Annotated in this window: 15 protein-coding genes; 7 read left to right on the top strand and 8 right to left on the bottom strand. The window is 48.3% G+C overall.

What is annotated here, in order from left to right; translation table 11 throughout:
* The first annotated feature begins 19 nt into the window (after positions 1 to 19).
* The 4 genes from NQD60_RS00980 to NQD60_RS00965 all read left to right on the top strand — a co-directional run bounded on the left by NQD60_RS00980 (position 20) and on the right by NQD60_RS00965 (position 2989).
* Positions 20 to 1015 carry an A24 family peptidase gene (locus NQD60_RS00980; RefSeq protein WP_257100715.1) on the top strand — a complete coding sequence of 332 codons (996 nt, stop codon included), beginning with the start codon at positions 20 to 22 and terminating at the stop codon, positions 1013 to 1015.
* Between the two features lie 126 nt (positions 1016 to 1141).
* The gene (gene coaE, locus NQD60_RS00975) at positions 1142 to 1765 is read left to right on the top strand and encodes a dephospho-CoA kinase (RefSeq protein WP_223693238.1); all 624 of its coding nucleotides are present in this window, start codon (positions 1142 to 1144) and stop codon (positions 1763 to 1765) included.
* Positions 1766 to 1943: 178 nt separating this feature from the next.
* Positions 1944 to 2702 carry a cell division protein ZapD gene (gene zapD, locus NQD60_RS00970; RefSeq protein ID WP_257100714.1) on the top strand — a complete coding sequence of 253 codons (759 nt, stop codon included), beginning with the start codon at positions 1944 to 1946 and terminating at the stop codon, positions 2700 to 2702.
* A 98-nt stretch (positions 2703 to 2800) separates the two neighbouring features.
* On the top strand, positions 2801 to 2989 hold the full coding sequence (locus tag NQD60_RS00965) for a DNA gyrase inhibitor YacG (RefSeq protein WP_257100713.1): 189 nt from the start codon (positions 2801 to 2803) through the stop codon (positions 2987 to 2989).
* A gap of 37 nt (positions 2990 to 3026) precedes the next feature.
* On the opposite strand, the gene NQD60_RS00960 is transcribed toward NQD60_RS00965, so the two are convergent.
* The 4 genes from NQD60_RS00960 to secA all read right to left on the bottom strand — a co-directional run bounded on the left by NQD60_RS00960 (position 3027) and on the right by secA (position 8488).
* Positions 3027 to 3464 carry an NUDIX domain-containing protein gene (locus NQD60_RS00960; protein ID WP_257101219.1) on the bottom strand — a complete coding sequence of 146 codons (438 nt, stop codon included), beginning with the start codon at positions 3462 to 3464 and terminating at the stop codon, positions 3027 to 3029.
* Positions 3464 to 4357, bottom strand: coding sequence for an ATP-binding protein (locus tag NQD60_RS00955; RefSeq protein ID WP_257100712.1), 894 nt, complete (start codon positions 4355 to 4357; stop codon positions 3464 to 3466). Before NQD60_RS00955 ends, NQD60_RS00960 begins: the two co-directional genes overlap by 1 nt.
* Before the next feature lie 17 nt (positions 4358 to 4374).
* On the bottom strand, positions 4375 to 5616 hold the full coding sequence (argJ, locus tag NQD60_RS00950; protein WP_257100711.1) for a bifunctional glutamate N-acetyltransferase/amino-acid acetyltransferase ArgJ: 1242 nt from the start codon (positions 5614 to 5616) through the stop codon (positions 4375 to 4377).
* Positions 5617 to 5707: 91 nt separating this feature from the next.
* Positions 5708 to 8488 (bottom strand): preprotein translocase subunit SecA, encoded by a 2781-nt coding sequence (secA, locus tag NQD60_RS00945; protein ID WP_257100710.1) that lies wholly within the window; start codon positions 8486 to 8488, stop codon positions 5708 to 5710.
* A gap of 189 nt (positions 8489 to 8677) precedes the next feature.
* Between secA and NQD60_RS00940 the strand changes: the two genes are divergently transcribed.
* Both NQD60_RS00940 and NQD60_RS00935 read left to right on the top strand, forming a co-directional pair.
* Complete coding sequence (locus NQD60_RS00940; RefSeq protein ID WP_257100709.1) at positions 8678 to 9160, top strand: DUF721 domain-containing protein; 483 nt, start codon at positions 8678 to 8680, stop codon at positions 9158 to 9160.
* A gap of 169 nt (positions 9161 to 9329) precedes the next feature.
* On the top strand, positions 9330 to 10247 hold the full coding sequence (locus tag NQD60_RS00935) for a LysR family transcriptional regulator (protein ID WP_257100708.1): 918 nt from the start codon (positions 9330 to 9332) through the stop codon (positions 10245 to 10247).
* Between the two features lie 50 nt (positions 10248 to 10297).
* Here NQD60_RS00935 and NQD60_RS00930 read toward each other — a convergent pair whose 3' ends face one another.
* A complete protein-coding gene (locus NQD60_RS00930) occupies positions 10298 to 11041 on the bottom strand; it encodes a FadR/GntR family transcriptional regulator (protein WP_257100707.1) in 744 nt (247 codons plus the stop codon).
* Between the two features lie 737 nt (positions 11042 to 11778).
* On the opposite strand from NQD60_RS00930, the gene NQD60_RS00925 reads away from it, so the two are divergent.
* Positions 11779 to 12759 (top strand): hypothetical protein, encoded by a 981-nt coding sequence (locus tag NQD60_RS00925; protein ID WP_257100706.1) that lies wholly within the window; start codon positions 11779 to 11781, stop codon positions 12757 to 12759.
* 169 nt (positions 12760 to 12928) lie between these two features.
* On the opposite strand, the gene NQD60_RS00920 is transcribed toward NQD60_RS00925, so the two are convergent.
* The 3 genes from NQD60_RS00920 to sctT all read right to left on the bottom strand — a co-directional run bounded on the left by NQD60_RS00920 (position 12929) and on the right by sctT (position 15883).
* Positions 12929 to 13918, bottom strand: a complete 990-nt coding sequence (locus NQD60_RS00920; RefSeq protein ID WP_257100705.1) for a hypothetical protein — start codon at positions 13916 to 13918, stop codon at positions 12929 to 12931.
* A gap of 107 nt (positions 13919 to 14025) precedes the next feature.
* On the bottom strand, positions 14026 to 15078 hold the full coding sequence (locus tag NQD60_RS00915) for an EscU/YscU/HrcU family type III secretion system export apparatus switch protein (RefSeq protein ID WP_257100704.1): 1053 nt from the start codon (positions 15076 to 15078) through the stop codon (positions 14026 to 14028).
* Position 15079: 1 nt separating this feature from the next.
* Complete coding sequence (gene sctT, locus NQD60_RS00910; protein WP_257100703.1) at positions 15080 to 15883, bottom strand: type III secretion system export apparatus subunit SctT; 804 nt, start codon at positions 15881 to 15883, stop codon at positions 15080 to 15082.
* Position 15884: the final 1 nt, after the last annotated feature.

Below are 15884 nucleotides of genomic sequence, written 5' to 3'. Positions count from 1 at the left end.
TCTGTGCCGCTTTTTCCAAATGTCCTTACCCGCCCCTATCCTAATTCAGCCGATTGCCGCCATCTTTAATGGCTGGGCGGCTAGTTTCGCGGCTTTGCCCGTCAGCTTTCAATATATCTGCACCGTGCTATTTGGCCTGATTATCGGCAGCTTTCTAAGTGTTGTCGTCCATCGAGTGCCAATTATGCTGCATAGGCTATGGCAAGCCGAATGGCATAGTTTTGCGGCTCATGCAAACATCACTGCCAAAGCAGCGGCCGCTGCGACGCACGCGGCCGTTTCAAACGAAATGATAGACCAGGCCATCACGCCCCCCCCGATGGCAGGTAAAAGCCTTGGGGACAAGCACGCCTATAACCTTTGCCTGCCGCGCTCTCATTGCCCATCATGCCAACATACTCTCACTCTAACTGAGAACCTGCCTCTATTGGGCTATCTTCTGTGCCGTGGCCGCTGCTCTGCATGCCACATTCCAATTAGCCTACGTTATCCAGCCCTTGAGCTATTCAGCGCCTGCTTAGCAGCAGGCGCGCTGTGGCAATTTGGCGCAAGCTGGCAAGCCCTCGCCGCATTCGGGCTGGCCACGACCTTATTGGCGCTTGCCTTCATTGATATGGACACTCACTTGCTGCCTGACACGCTCACCCTCCCCCTGATTTGGGCCGGGCTTTTAGTGAACCTTGACGCCAGTTTTACGTCACTGCACAGCGCAGTGATTGGTGCGGCGGCCGGCTATCTTACGTTGTGGCTAGTCTATTGGGGGTTTCGCTTGCTGCGCGGCAAGGAAGGGATTGGCTATGGCGACTTCAAATTACTGGCCGCGCTCGGCGCCTGGCTTGGCTGGCTGGCGCTACCTCAAATCGTGCTCCTGGCCTCTGCTACAGGTGCATTATTTGGTCTCACTGCAATGGCCTGCGGCCACCTAAAAAAAGGACAACCTTTACCATTTGGCCCATTTCTTGTTGCAGCAGGAATGATCACGCTATTTTGTGGCACACCATTTTTTGCTAGTTAACGCCACTTTAAAAGGATAGCGTTTGTGCATTATGTAATATTTTCTTGCCACATAACGTGCAACAGTAAAATGATCCAGCTCATCACGGTTCTTAAAACGGCGCCTATCATTTAATTAACAACAAAGATGATGAATCAGCAAAAATTTAATTTATTTTCAGTTGGCTTAACGGGGGGCATCGGGTGTGGCAAAACAGCCGTTGCAAATCGCTTCGCCGAGCACGGCGTGGCCGTTATCGATACCGATCATATCGCGCATACACTAACCGCAACTGGCGGAGCGGCCATGCCGCTGATTGCTGAACATTTCGGCCAAACCTTCATCGCCCCAGACGGCTCGCTTGAGCGCATAAAGATGCGCGCCACCATCTTTAATGATGAACAAGCCAAATTGCGCCTCGAAGCTATCCTGCACCCACTCATCCGCCTTGAATGTGAATCCGCGGCGCACGCCGCAAGCGGTCAATATTTGATGTTTGTCGTACCTTTATTGATTGAATCCAGCAGTTGGCAAGACCGTGTCGATCGGATACTGGTGGTTGATTGCTCTCCTGCCACGCAAATTAAGCGCGTGATGCAACGCAACGGTTTAACACGCGAGCAGGTGCAAGCCATCATCGCGCGCCAGGCAAACCGAGCAACACGCCTAGCGCATGCTGACGATGTGATTTCTAACGACGAGGATACGCCGCTGACTTTCCTATATAATGAAGTTGATGCATTGCACCAATATTATCTCAAGCTAACTTAGGCCGTGTATGTCGATTAAGGGATTATTTCATAGCTAAAAACTTAATGGGTGGACCGCATCTAGCTTCTGCCTATGAATGAATATCAGGTAAATTCAGGTTAAGATTGCGGCGCTTAAATATGCAGACTAGAATAGACACCATTATTAGCCACTTTGCTCCTTTTAATAGGCATTAAGCTTGACCCTCCTCTACGAGTACCCATTCAACGAGCGCATCCGAACACTGTTGCGGTTTGAAGATCTTTTTGACCGGTTTACGTTCTTTTTGTCTCGCGAAGATGCAAAGGAACACCATATCGCATTGATGACGCTGTTTGAAATTGCAGACGTAGCAGGCCGAGCTGATCTCAAATCTGATCTCAGCAAGGAACTCGAGCGTCAACGCCAAACCCTTATTTCATATCGAGATAATCCAGGGATTGACCAAACGACGTTAGAGACCGTGCTAGTAGAAATTACGCAGACACTTGCTCAGCTAAACCAAATGCACGGTAAGGCAGGCCAACATCTGGCGGATAATGAATGGCTCAGCAGTATCCGCAGCCGCTCAAGCATCCCAGGTGGCACTTGCCGCTTTGATTTACCTTCTTATTATGCATGGCAACAGGGGCCGCTCGAATACCGTCGGCATGATATTGCACAGTGGGCCATACCGTTATTGCCGCTACGCGATGCCATGGCGATTGTCTTAAAATTCGCCCGTGAATCCAGCCAAGTCACCAAAGTCATCGCCACCCAAGGTCGCTACCAGCAAATGCTATCTGGCCGCACCTCCCAGTTGATGCAAATACGCGTACCCGCTGAGCTGGGCGTCATTCCTGAGGCCAGCGCCAATAAATACATGCTATGGGTACGCTTTACCACGCAAGACGGCGATATGCGTCCACAGCCGGTTGATACGGATGTGCCCTTTCAGCTCGCTTTGTGTAATTTATAACTGGGTTAAGAACGGCATAAAAAGTCGCAATGAGACCGGGGCATAACCTGAATACTCAGGCTAGCTTCACACACCAGATTTCAGATACACTCTTATCTATGAACACTCTCGTTAACTGCCCTATCTGCCGCATCAAAGTTGAATGGAAGCCAGAGAATCGTTATCGGCCATTCTGCTCAGAGCGCTGCAAAAAAACCGATCTTGGCACCTGGGCCGCCGAGAAGTATGTGATTGGCGGCACGCAGGAAGCGCCCGCTACAGCTGACTCAAACGACGACTTAGATTAAATCTATGCGGTCATTGCTTTAACTGAGTCTCAGCCTGTCATAGGCTGGATGTAGTATCGGCCTCAAGCCAGTCAAGCACCGGCATCGTCGCAGGGAGCACAGGAGCCACTTCAACCGGTGTCTGCTGCCAAGCAAGCGCTTGCCCTTCTCGCCCAGTTGGCTCGCCCTGCCATGCAGTTACTTTGCAGAAGAAAAGCCGCACGTAAGCATGGGGATAATCGTGCTCAAGCACTCGCCAACGCTGGCACGCCTCTACTTGAATCCCAAGCTCCTCGTGTAACTCACGCGTTAATGCGGCTTCGACTGATTCGCCGGCCTCCAGCTTGCCGCCAGGAAACTCCCAATAGCCTTCATAGGGTTTGCCAGAAGGACGCTGCGCGAGCAAAAAACGTCCATCGTTGCGCACCAGTATCCCAACCGCCACCTGCGTGACAAGCCGACCATCCGGCATATATTCTGCCCGCTGTTGCGGCATCATAAAATGCTGCTCGCTGAGGCGTTCATTTGTTGTTGTCGGCCTGACCAATCACGTGCAAACTGCCATGCTACGCGCCCAGAGCGCGAGCCACGCTCAAGCGCCCAGGCAAGAGCTTCGCCACGTGCTCGCTCGCAATCCGTATCGCTACACCCAAAATGTTTAAGCCAGTGGTGGATAATGCCAAGATAGTCATCTTGCTTGAATGGATAAAAGCTAATCCATAAGCCAAAACGCTCAGAAAGCGAAATCTTTTCTTCCACCGCCTCGCCTGGATGAATTTCTCCCTCGCTGGTATGGCGGTAGCTTTCATTGTCACTCATATATTCCGGCAAAAGATGGCGGCGGTTTGACGTGGCATAGATTAATACATTGTCTGATTGCGCAGCAATCGAGCCATCAAGTGCTACTTTCAGGGCTTTATAGCCTGGCTCGCCCTCTTCAAAAGATAAATCATCGCAAAACACAATAAAGCGTTCAGGACGTTGCGCAATCAGCTCAATAATATCGCCCAGTTCATGCAAATCATCTTTGTCGACTTCAATCAGCCGTAAACCATCTGCTGCAAAATGATTTAAACATGCTTTGATTAAGGAGGATTTACCGGTACCCCGCGCCCCCGTCAGCAATACATTATTGGCGGGCAATTTTTTTACAAACTGGCGCGTATTGGCTTCAATTAACTGCTTTTGCCGGTCAACGTTTTGTAAATCTTCCAGTGTGATCGATGATACCTGCGCCACCGGCTGCAAAAAACCTCGGCCTTGGCGCGTACGCCAGCGAAACGCTATAGCGGCCGGCCAATCAATCACGCCAATCGGCGGTGGCAGCAGTGCCTCCAGCCGACCAAGCAGCCCTTCCGCACGAGTTAGGAATTGCTCAAACTTATCCATAAAAAAATAACTATTCCCTAAGAGCGGTAATCGGCATTAATGCTCACATATTCATGCGACAAATCGCTCGTCCAAATCGCGGCCTTTGCATCACCACGCGCTAACCCAACGCGCACCGTAATTTCCGGCTGCTGCATCACACGCTGCCCCTCTTCCTCAAGATAATCGGGATGACGCCCACCTCCTTTTACAACCCATACATCATCGAGATACAAATCAATTTTGTCGACCTCAAGGTTCTCAATACCAGCGTAGCCAATCGCGCATAAGATGCGGCCAAGGTTTGGATCAGAGGCAAAAAAAGCCGTTTTAACCAGTGGCGAATGACCAATCGCATAGGCAACCTGGCGGCATTCAGCAGCAATTGCACCCCCTTCAACCTGAATGGTGATGAATTTTGTAGCGCCTTCGGCGTCACGCACGATCAATTGGGCTAGCGTCTGAGCTAATTCGGTAATCGCATCGCGTAACACGATATAGGCCGGATCGTCAGTCGCAGTCATCAGCGGCAGATCGGCTTGGCCGGTGGCGATGATGACAAATGAATCATTGGTCGACGTGTCACCATCGACCGTAATGCAATTAAATGAGCGATCCGCAGCGTACTTGGTAAGTGCATCAAGCACTGGCTGACTGAGGCCGGCATCGGTTGCAATAAAACTGAGCATGGTCGCCATATTGGGCCGAATCATGCCAGCCCCTTTGCTGATGCCAGTGAGTGTGATTTGTTGTGTACCGATGGTGATACGCCGCGAGGCAGCTTTTGCGCGGGTATCGGTCGTCATAATCGCTTCGGCAGCGTCACTCCACTGCGCGGGTGCGCGCGCCGCCCATGCTGCGGGTAGCGCAGCACACAGGCGGTCGATCGGCAGCGACTCAAGAATCACGCCGGTTGAGAATGGCAACACTTGCTGCGCAGTCATCCCGGCAAGTTGCGCCAGCACAGCACACGTCTTATGAGCATGGGCAAGCCCCAACTCGCCAGTGCCGGCATTAGCGTTGCCCGTATTCACAACGAGTGCACGAATACCGGCCCCACCACTGCGCGCAGAAGCCAAATGCTCACGGCTTACAATGACTGGGGCAGCGCAGAAACGATTCGTCGTAAACACAGCCGATACCGTAGTGCCTTCATCTAGCGCCAGCACCAGTAAATCTTTACGATTCGGTTTGCGAATATTCGCTTTAGCCCAGCCAAGCGTAACCCCTGCGACAGGATAGAGCTGCTCAGGATCAATCAGAGGAAAATTGACAGCCATTCAGAAATCAAAGTTCATGGGTTAGAAAACATTGGCGAACCCCAATTTATCAGGATGTCGCCCGCGACCATTCATTTTTACAAAGCACGCGTCACGCCAATTTACCGTGACATTGCTTATACTTTTTACCGCTACCACAAGGGCACGGACTATTACGGCCGACTTTAGATGCTATTTCACGTAATGCATTTGGGTCATGAAAACCGGACTTACCCCGCCCATTCTGATCCAGCTCAGAGATCGACTGATTGATGGCGGCCCCAGTAAATTCAGCATGCTGAAAGTGCATATCTTCGTGATGAGCCGCTTTTTCCTCAAGCTGCTCGGCTGCCTGTTCAATTTGCTCGATCGACTGAATACGCACATTCATGACAATGCGTATCACCTCGAGTTTGATTGAATCAAGTAGTTGCGCGAAAAGGTCAAAAGCTTCACGCTTATATTCTTGTTTGGGGTTTTTCTGCGCATAACCGCGCAGATGAATACCTTGCCGCAAATGGTCTAGCGCCGCCAAATGCTCGCGCCAGCGCGCATCAAGTGTTTGCAGCATAATTGAACGCTCAAATCCGCTAAACGCTTCACGCCCAATCTGCTCGACCTTGTTTTGATAGAATTGGGTCACAGCTGTCAACACATAGTGCACAATGTCTGCATCATCAGCTACATCTATCTCGGCCTGCTCAAGGTTAAGCTCAAGTTGCCAATCATCGCGCAAGACCTGAGCCAAGCCCGCCAAATCCCACTGCTCTTCGATACTGCCTGGTGGCACGAAAGTATGAGCCAGCTCGGCAAACACACTCTCGCTCATGGCCACGATCGTCTCTGAAATATCCGCCGCTTCGAGCAATTCATTGCGCTGCTGGTAAATCACACGACGCTGGTCATTGGAAACGTCATCGTATTCCAGTAATTGCTTGCGAACATCAAAGTTACGCGCTTCGACCCGGCGCTGCGCCGACTCGATTGAGCGCGTGACAATGCCCGCTTCAATAGCCTCGCCATCAGGCATTTTGAGACGTTCCATAATCGCGCGGACACGGTCACCGGCGAAGATCCGCAACAACGGGTCTTCCAGTGAAAGATAAAAGCGCGAAGAGCCAGGGTCGCCCTGCCTTCCTGCCCGACCGCGTAATTGATTATCGATCCGGCGCGACTCATGCCGCTCAGTGCCAATAATATGCAGACCGCCCGCCGCTTTGACGGCATCATGCAGAGCCTGCCATTCATCATGCAGGTGATGAACCCGGCGCGCTTTTTCATCGGCAGTCAAGGTTTCATTGGCTTCAATGAAGCTTGCCTGCCTCTCAACATTGCCGCCTAATACAATATCTGTACCCCGGCCCGCCATATTGGTTGCAATCGTCACCATTTTGGGACGACCTGCTTGCGCGATAATTTCCGCCTCGCGCTCATGCTGCTTAGCATTGAGGACCTGGTGTGGCAACTGCACATCCGTTAACAACGACGATAGCAACTCTGAATTCTCAATTGATGTGGTGCCCACCAACACCGGTTGCCCCCGTTCATAGCATGCGCGGATATCGGTAATCACCGCATCATAGCGTTCACGCGCACTCTTATAAATTTGATCCTGATGGTCAATCCGCTGACTCAGCCGGTTAGTCGGAATCACTACGGTTTCCAGCCCATAGATTTGCTGAAACTCGTGTGCCTCAGTATCTGCCGTTCCGGTCATGCCAGCCAGCGTGAGATACATCCGAAAATAATTCTGAAAGGTGATCGATGCAAGCGTTTGATTTTCGTGCTGAATGTGCGCACCTTCTTTTGCCTCAACCGCTTGATGCAAGCCGTCCGACCAACGACGTCCGGCCATTAAACGGCCAGTAAATTCATCAACAATGATGACTTCACCATTTTGCACGACGTAATGCTGATCGCGATAAAACAGCGTATGCGCGCGTAACGCTGCATACACATGGTGCATCAATGTAATGTTTTGTGGTGCGTATAAGCTTTCGCCCGCGCCGATCAAACCCCATTGCGCTAATAAGGCTTCCGCTTTTTCATGGCCGCGCTCCGTCAAAAAGACTTGGCGCGCTTTTTCATCCAGGGTGTAATCACCCGGCACGTCAACCCCTGTCCCGTCCGCCTTTTCTTCACCAAGTTGGAGCTCAAGCAGCGGCGGCAGCGCATTCATCCGTACGTACAACTCCGTATGATCTTCTGCTTGGCCGGAGATAATCAGTGGCGTACGCGCTTCATCAATCAGAATTGAATCGACTTCATCGACAATCGCGAAGTTAAGCTCGCGTTGCACACGCGCATCCACTTCATACACCATGTTATCGCGCAAATAATCGAAACCGAATTCGTTATTCGTGCCATAAGTAATATCGGCGGCATACGCTTGCCGCTTGGCCTCAGGCTCCATCTGCGATAGATTGATGCCAACGGACAAGCCCAGAAAACGGTACAGGCGGCCCATCCACTCAGCATCACGCTGCGCCAGATAGTCATTGACCGTCACCACATGAACGCCACGACCAGATAAGGCATTGAGATAGGCCGCAAGCGTCGCCACCAGCGTTTTACCTTCGCCTGTGCGCATCTCGGCGATTTTGCCATGATGCAATGCCATACCCCCAATAAGCTGCATATCGAAGTGGCGCATTTTTAGCACTCGCCGGCTTGCTTCGCGGCACACCGCAAACGCTTCGGGCAAGAGTTGATCAAGCGACTCGCCAGCAGTGACTCGCTGCCTAAATAGTGCTGTGCATGCTTGCAATTTTTCGTCAGTCAGTTTTTCGAACTGCGCCTCAAGCGCATTGATCGCAACGACAGTTTTCTGGTACTGCTTAAGCAACCGTTGATTACGGCTGCCAAAAATCTTTTTGAGAAGTCCGGCAATCATCGCTTATAAGGTTATAACTGCTAACGCTATGAAAGTTAAGGGTTTAAACACTATGAAATTTAAGAGTTTAAAAAAAATAGAGTTTATCATGCTACTCTGTGCTGCAATATAGGCAAAACATAGCGGCAACCTACAATTTAGAGTTAAGCAGCCTGTACAAATAAATCCAAGGTAAGATCAGGGCAGCATATGAACCCCGCATACTTAACAAAATCGCTCCCCACGCGCAGCACGCCGTCTCTCGTTTCATTGCTTGAGCGCAATGAAGCGTTCGCCCAGCTACGTACCGGCGTCGAACAAATTGCCGCCCTGGAGCGTGATTTGGCGGCTGCATTACCAGATTATCTAGCGCCGAATGTATCCCCCGGTCCGATCAAAAATGGCTTGCTCACCCTGCTTACCGCGCATAACGCGCTCGCGGCACGCCTACGTCATCTAGAACCGGGTTTGCTGCAAGCGCTGCAACAACGCGGCTGGCTTGTGCATGCGATTAAAATTCGGGTGCAACTCCAGCATGCAAAACCCACATCTGTCGCTAAAAAAACCCATCTATCAAGGGCTGGCTTTACCTGCCTACAAGCCTTACGCCAAAAAATTGCCCCTTCACCACTGCAAACTGCCGTGGCGCAAATGATCGAGCATCAAGCCAAAAATTTTCGCGAACAAATATAAAAAACTAATGCTCCTATAAGAAAGATGAATAACTTATTCTTTCTCATCATTTTAGTCTTTTTAAGATCATTCTTATATGAGTAAAGGATGAAACGCTGCATTATGTACACTACAAAACAATCTTGCATTAAACTTCTGTTTGTACAACACGACTCACCTACCTTTAAGTATGAACCAACTGCAAGCCATGCGTGTCTTCCTGCAAGTTGCCGAAAGCGGCAGCTTCGGGGGCGCTGCGACCAACCTTAAATTGTCTAATGCAGTCATCACGCGTTATGTCGCGTTGCTTGAAGCGCATTTGAATACTCAACTGCTGCAACGCACAACTCGCTGCCTGTGCTTAACGGAAGCTGGACGCGCTTATGCAGATGGATGCCGTCATATCCTCAAGCAAATTGAAGCCATTGAAGCCAATGCAACGCAAATGTCAAGCGTGCCATGCGGGACCTTAAAGCTTTTCGCCTCAGCCTCCCTCTCGCTGGACAATCTAACGCCGCTACTCAGCACGTATCGCACCCACTATCCAGAGGTGAAATTACAACTCACGCTAGGGCATCGGCCGGTTGACCTGATTGAAAATGGCTTTGACGCCAGTCTCGTTGCCACCGGCTCCATCACCAGTACCAGCATGACTCAACACCCATTGTTGACGATTGAATCAGCAATTGTGGCGGCACCGAGCTACCTCGCTCAACAAGGTGGCGCGCCCGACTCTTTAAACGCACTCACTAAGCACATCTTTGTCGGGCCGACACACCGCAGCACCTCCAGCCCCACGTGGACCTTTGTCAACGCGCAAAGCAGTCGTCAGCTAACGATTGAACCGGCTTACTCAGTCAATGACTTAGCGAAATTGCGTGAAGCTGCGCTCGCAGGTATTGGCATTGCAGTCCTACCGAAGACCATGGTGGATGAGGATTTAACACAAGGTAAGCTGAAAAGAATTCTGCCCGAATACAGCGTGCCGGAAGCAAACGAGCAAATTTCGCTGGTCTATTCAAGCCAGCGCCATTTACCTGCGAAGACACGGGCATTTATCAAGCTCGCCATAGAACTGTTAGCTGGCAATCATCGACATGCGACATAAAAACTAAAATTCTAGCGAGCCTGGTTTCATCACCCGCTGGCTAATGCACATTACTGACTATCGCGCTTATCTGGATTTGCCAGACGAAGCCTCGCGGCAGCATTATCAATATGCGCCACAGCCGCCCGCCGCGCAGCATCTGGGTCAGCCTGCGCAATCGCTTCAATAATCGCTTGATGTTCGGCTTGTATCGAAAGATCCATGTGCCGGGCCTTATTTGCGCGAATCACTTTAATCGAGGTGTGCATAAAATGGCCCAGAAAATCTAATAGTGATACATAAAGCGGATTACCCGTCGTTAGAGCAATTATTTTATGCAGCCCAAACTCTTCATCGGCGCCATCATCGTCCTTCTCCACTGCCTCATCAATTTCCACTAGAGCCTGTTTAATGCTAACCAATTGCTCAGGCGTACGCCGTTGCGCCGCTAGCGCCGCCGCCTCCCCCTCGATGCCGCGCCGCAACTCCATCACCTGCAATGCGGCCGGCAAAGAATCCGTAGTGCCGACATCAATCCTAAATGCAGTGGCGGCACCTGGCCGTAAAACCACCGTACCTAAACCCTGACGCGATTCAACTAAACCATCCGATTTCAAGCGCGAGATTGCCTCTCGGATCACTGTGCGGCTTACGCCAAAGCGTTTAGCCATAATATGTTCCGTCAGTCGAAAATCAGGAGGTAATTCTTGGTTTTTTATCTTGTACGCGAGCACCTCCGTCACGCGATCAGCCAAAGTGCCCACTGACGCAATCTGAAAAGTATTCACATCCTTAGCATTCTGTGATCCTGGCATACTTTACTCTTCCTCGTTTACCAACTCTGAAGCCGGCCTTTACTGACCCAACTTGACTCTCTAGTTTATTCCCTTAATCTAACTAACTATATTATTTTATAAATTAACGCATTACCACTATTTTCTTTTTAATGTTCACTCAATTATTATTGAAATTATTATTTTCAATAATATGCACCCTTACCTTTTAGACATGGCAAAAAAAGTAAGGTTCAAACTAGAACGTCTTTGTCCTTGAATCAACTCAATCGAAAAAAAACAATCGCCAAAGGAGTTCCATGTGCAAAACGCACCATCGAAAAATTCAGAGAGAATAATCAAATCTATTCCTCTATAGTTTCATTTTATAGAGATCTATTACATGATCCATCAGACCAAAGCCTAGTTTTCAAATCAATTTAGAAAAACGAGAACTCAGCACTGAGCAAAGAAATAAGTGATTGTATGATGAAGAAGATTGATAATCTGCTAAAATCTGTGATAGGCAAAGTTTAGGTTGTCCAATATCTCAACTAAGCCTTTATCATCATCCATTTGCCCTTATCGGGCTTGAGAGTTTGGTCACTATCCTTCCCAGGAAATACAGATGATTGTATTTTTTCTGTTGTCACTTGAGCAGATTAAAACCAGCCTTGGTCTATTAAGTCATAATTTATATAGCCCGTCACGAAGTATAACCATTCCATGACAACGCTTCATACTAACAAAATTTTCTCGTTTTCTTGTCGGAGCAAATAATGCAAATTCCATCATCCTTAGCATCCATAGTCTCTTACTGGTTCCCTAATTTGGGAGATACAGAAAAAAAAGCTCAAAATGGAAAAACACCAGACCTGTGCAACCTTTCCCTAGATCAAGTATTGCAGATTTATAAACAACGAGATATTTGCCCCGCCGGAGCGGAGGGCCACGATTCTTCTCCTCAATTCATCAGAGAGTTAGAGCAGACTTCTTGGCAGCAGAAGCAACTAACAAGCGGTATTTTTAATCATATAGATTTGATGACAACGAATATGAATGGAGTTTCTAGGCGGCTTGATCGGTTGGAGCCAGAAGTTCAGTACCTGGCTATTTCCACATTTATTCTTTTTCTACTTTTTATTGCGTATGCTCGCCATACAAATATAACTATGCAAAAGAAATTTAACGGTGATCTAGACAAAAAATTTGAAGATATGAAGGGCGAGTGCTCCAAATTAATAGAAAATTTAACCAAAGAAATCGAAGATCAAAAGGTGAAGCGCTCCACATTGAGAGATGATCTAACCAAAGAAATCGAAGATAGTAAGAATATGGTTTCCTCACAAGGCAGGCGACTTGATCAACTAGACTCGAAAATTCAAGGAACAGGAGGCAAGGCTGCCACTCTTGAGGAAAACCTTATAAAATTAACCGCTAATCTAAAAGCTTCCCAAGCTGAGCTTGAAAAAATAGCAAACGAACTATCTACATCTTCCCAATCAATTAAATTGATACAATCTCAAGCTATCGAAGCCGAAAGAACTAGGATTAAAGGCGCCGATGATTTACAAAGTCAAATCATTGAACTAAATAGCACTGTCAGCGAAATGTATAGACTTTTAGAAAGATCTAACCTGCCACTCGATCTGGCTCTATCACCACTCGGCTCGAGAACTGGATCATCATGGGCAGGATCGCAGAGTAGTGGATCGCGGAGCGGGTCACCTGAACACTCTACACCAGCTGGAAAACATTGACCCGATATATACACCCGCTCTTACATCACAATTTAATCTGGATCGACTATCAGCATTAGTCGATCCAGTTACTTGCTAATACAACAATTTTTATTATCCAATCGAAGCTCGTAATAGTCTTCTACAAAAACAATATCCTTCTGAATATGGACAACACTCACTATAATATTTAATCCATAAAGAAGAATTTCTCATGAAACATAATACTATCATCCAACTTCTTAGGTAAAACTTCGTTGGCTAAATTTCTTACGGATTTCTCCAACTCGTTAAGTTCATCCTCTTTAAAGTAAATAAGGGAGTCAATGGTTTCCGTGTTATGTCGTAGCCAACTGATATGTTCCTGTGTGTCTAAATTCTTAGAATCTAAAGCTTTCCACGCTTTACTCTTGGTTATATACCACCCCCTTTGATTCCCGTTACTTCCACTGGCTGACGAATTATTTTTATTGGATTCCGGATCATTTTTATTGAATTCCGGATCATTCTCTTCAAAATAACGCAACCCTATAGGCTCGGGACATTTCCCATCGGCTTTTTGTCGAAAGAAAACTATTACCCGTTTAGCACGTTCAATTTCCTCTTTTTTAATCTTCTTAAAAGGAAGAAAAGCCCGTTCCCTTTCAAAGGGAAGGTTAAAATTATAGCGTGGCAAGCTATTCAATACGTAAATATATGTAGCGACAGCATATTTTTTTGACCAAAGCTGGTCATCTTCTTCTCGCGCGTGGTCTTTGAGATACTCCATCCCTTTCCTCAACTGTAGATGGGGGGCGTCCGGATGGTGCATCTCCATCCTTACTTGTGATGGCTTACCTACATCAACAAAATAATAAGCATCAAGGGTTTTTCGAACGACCAGTTCTGCGACATCCTGTTTGACTATAAACTTTCTATGAGCCGGATTCTTGCCGCTCCTCTTACCATTTTTATTTGGTAGCAATTTGTTTTCAGCTTCACTTGAGAGCTTAGCAAAATCCGGCAACGTGCTACCTTCAGGACCACCGCTCTCTCTATCATTTATCTTGAATGACAATTCATTTTCAGTTTCACTTGGAAAGTAATTAGTGGAATCCGAAAACGTGCCACCATCAGACCCGCCACCCCCACACGCAGCAATACTTACAGCAATTATCATGACAAAAATGCGCAGCTTCATTTATTTCCCCGTTAGCCTTAGCTTCACCCACATTATGCTTCAAAGTTTAACTAATGATATCTATTTTAATTATAGCCAGTCACATAAAATCAACGCATAGATTGATCCTACCCTCCACCCTCTTCATCCAATTCCAACATCGCAATCCTCAACACTTCCGCCACCGGTTCAAACAACGTCTCAGGAATATAATCCCCAATTTTAGTATCCCCCATCAGTTGTCGCGCAAGCGCCACATTCGCCACCACCGGCACCTTATAAATCCGCGCCAACTCTATCACTTTCAATGCTTTAAGCCCCTCACCTTTCTCTGTAACAATAGGCAGTGGCGTCTCACCCTGCTTATAGTATATACACACCGCAAGATGAGTCGGATTTCTAATGACAGCACTGGCGCGCTCAACGCGGCCAGCCATATCGCTTTCTTGCATTTCTTCGTGTAGCTGACGAATCCGCCCTTTAACGTGTGGGTTACCTTCAGTATCTTTAAACTCCCGTTTAAGGTCGTCTTTTGACATCCGTAATTGCTTCATCAACTGATAACGCTCAAATAGATAGTCCGTGATCGCAAATATAATATAAAAAGCGAGGACGCAGCCAATCAGCCAGCCACATAATTTAGCCACAATGGGGATGGCACAGTGCACCCCGCATTCTGGCAGATAAACTAAAGACTTACCGTAGCGCGCCAAAATATAGGCAAACACAAAACCCAGCAACACGATCTTAAATATAGTGCGCAATAAAGTGTAAAGTTTTTTCAGCGAGAAAAGATTCTTAGCATTTTTAATAATACTAATCGCGCTGAGTTTTGGCTTGAGCCTCTTTGGGGCGAAGAGAAACCCCGTTTGAGTAAGACCTGTTATGACAGTTACTAAAAACAATACCGCCATCAATGAACCAACAAAACGCATAAATACCTGCGCACACGCCAGAAAAGTTCTCATCAGCGCTTGTTCAAATGGCAACGCTATGTATTGGATCGCCTGCCCAAAGGTATCTTGTAACGCAACCAGCAACTTCGGCCCCTCTAGCCAAAGCCAGAGCGCGGCTATCAGCAACTGCATGCCTTGGATAATTTCAACGCTCTTAGCAACTTGCCCTTCTTTACGCGCGTCCTTGATCTTTTTGGGGGTGGGCTGTTCGGTTTTTTCAGCCATCTTATCCGATCTCTGCGGTTGTGCCGATTTCTAGTAATCGGCGCACGATGAGCCAGATTTCATCAAATCGGTCGAGGTAATGATCAAGCCCCAAACGCATGCCAAAAATCAACGCGAGGCAGGCGAAGACTGATTTGATCGGCATGGCAATAAAGAATACATCCAGTTGGCCAGCAGTACGGTTAATCAGGCCAAAGGAAAAATCAACCATCAACATCAGTGCCACCGCCGGTAGGGCAAAGCCAATGCCCAACTCAAGCACCATGCGCCATTGGTTGATCATGAACAAAGCGGTCTCTTGATTGATTAAGAGCGCTTGCCCAAGCGGCAACATCGTGTACGATTGGTAAATCGCGGCCAGCAGTAAATTAAAACCGCCACCTACGAAGAAAAGCGCGGCCAGCAATTGTATAAATAGAATCGAGAATAGTGAAACTTCTTCGCCCATTGCTGGGTTTAGAATTTCAGCCAGACCAGCGCCGCGTGCTGTGTCAATGAATTCGCCGGCCACCGCCACCGCCCAAAATGGGATGGAGGCTAAAAGGCCAATATAAAGGCCCACTGAGAGCTCGCTCAAAACCATGCCGGCCAAGGCAAACCCTTCTGGCGGCGCAGTATGTTTTGTCCAGGCAAAAGCCAAGGGCAACGCCGGCAAGGCAATCATTAAGGCGAGCGTGTTTCTAATTAGCGCGCCGCCCAACATGCGGGTGCTGGTGACAGAGAGCAGCACCATGACCCCTAGCGGGCGCATCATGCACAGCGCCAGCATTTTCAGTAGCGGCGCCCAGGCCAACCAGGCCGCCATT

It is taken from the genome of Mycoavidus sp. SF9855 (genome assembly GCF_024582735.1).
Lineage (GTDB): Bacteria > Pseudomonadota > Gammaproteobacteria > Burkholderiales > Burkholderiaceae > Mycoavidus.
This window is presented reverse-complemented; position numbering and strand designations above follow the sequence as displayed.

Excerpts from the sequence above, each read along its gene's own strand:
- NQD60_RS00980 (WP_257100715.1), top strand. The coding sequence starts at position 20 with ATGTCCTTACCCGCCCCTATCCTAATTCAGCCGATTGCCGCCATCTTT.
- coaE (WP_223693238.1), top strand. The coding sequence starts at position 1,142 with ATGATGAATCAGCAAAAATTTAATTTATTTTCAGTTGGCTTAACGGGG.
- NQD60_RS00965 (WP_257100713.1), top strand. The coding sequence starts at position 2,801 with ATGAACACTCTCGTTAACTGCCCTATCTGCCGCATCAAAGTTGAATGG.
- NQD60_RS00960 (WP_257101219.1), bottom strand. The coding sequence starts at position 3,464 with ATGCCGCAACAGCGGGCAGAATATATGCCGGATGGTCGGCTTGTCACG.
- NQD60_RS00955 (WP_257100712.1), bottom strand. The coding sequence starts at position 4,357 with ATGGATAAGTTTGAGCAATTCCTAACTCGTGCGGAAGGGCTGCTTGGT.
- argJ (WP_257100711.1), bottom strand. The coding sequence starts at position 5,616 with ATGGCTGTCAATTTTCCTCTGATTGATCCTGAGCAGCTCTATCCTGTC.
- secA (WP_257100710.1), bottom strand. The coding sequence starts at position 8,488 with ATGATTGCCGGACTTCTCAAAAAGATTTTTGGCAGCCGTAATCAACGG.
- NQD60_RS00940 (WP_257100709.1), top strand. The coding sequence starts at position 8,678 with ATGAACCCCGCATACTTAACAAAATCGCTCCCCACGCGCAGCACGCCG.
- NQD60_RS00935 (WP_257100708.1), top strand. The coding sequence starts at position 9,330 with ATGAACCAACTGCAAGCCATGCGTGTCTTCCTGCAAGTTGCCGAAAGC.
- NQD60_RS00930 (WP_257100707.1), bottom strand. The coding sequence starts at position 11,041 with ATGCCAGGATCACAGAATGCTAAGGATGTGAATACTTTTCAGATTGCG.
- NQD60_RS00925 (WP_257100706.1), top strand. The coding sequence starts at position 11,779 with ATGCAAATTCCATCATCCTTAGCATCCATAGTCTCTTACTGGTTCCCT.
- NQD60_RS00920 (WP_257100705.1), bottom strand. The coding sequence starts at position 13,918 with ATGAAGCTGCGCATTTTTGTCATGATAATTGCTGTAAGTATTGCTGCG.
- NQD60_RS00915 (WP_257100704.1), bottom strand. The coding sequence starts at position 15,078 with ATGGCTGAAAAAACCGAACAGCCCACCCCCAAAAAGATCAAGGACGCG.
- sctT (WP_257100703.1), bottom strand. The coding sequence starts at position 15,883 with ATGGCGGCCTGGTTGGCCTGGGCGCCGCTACTGAAAATGCTGGCGCTG.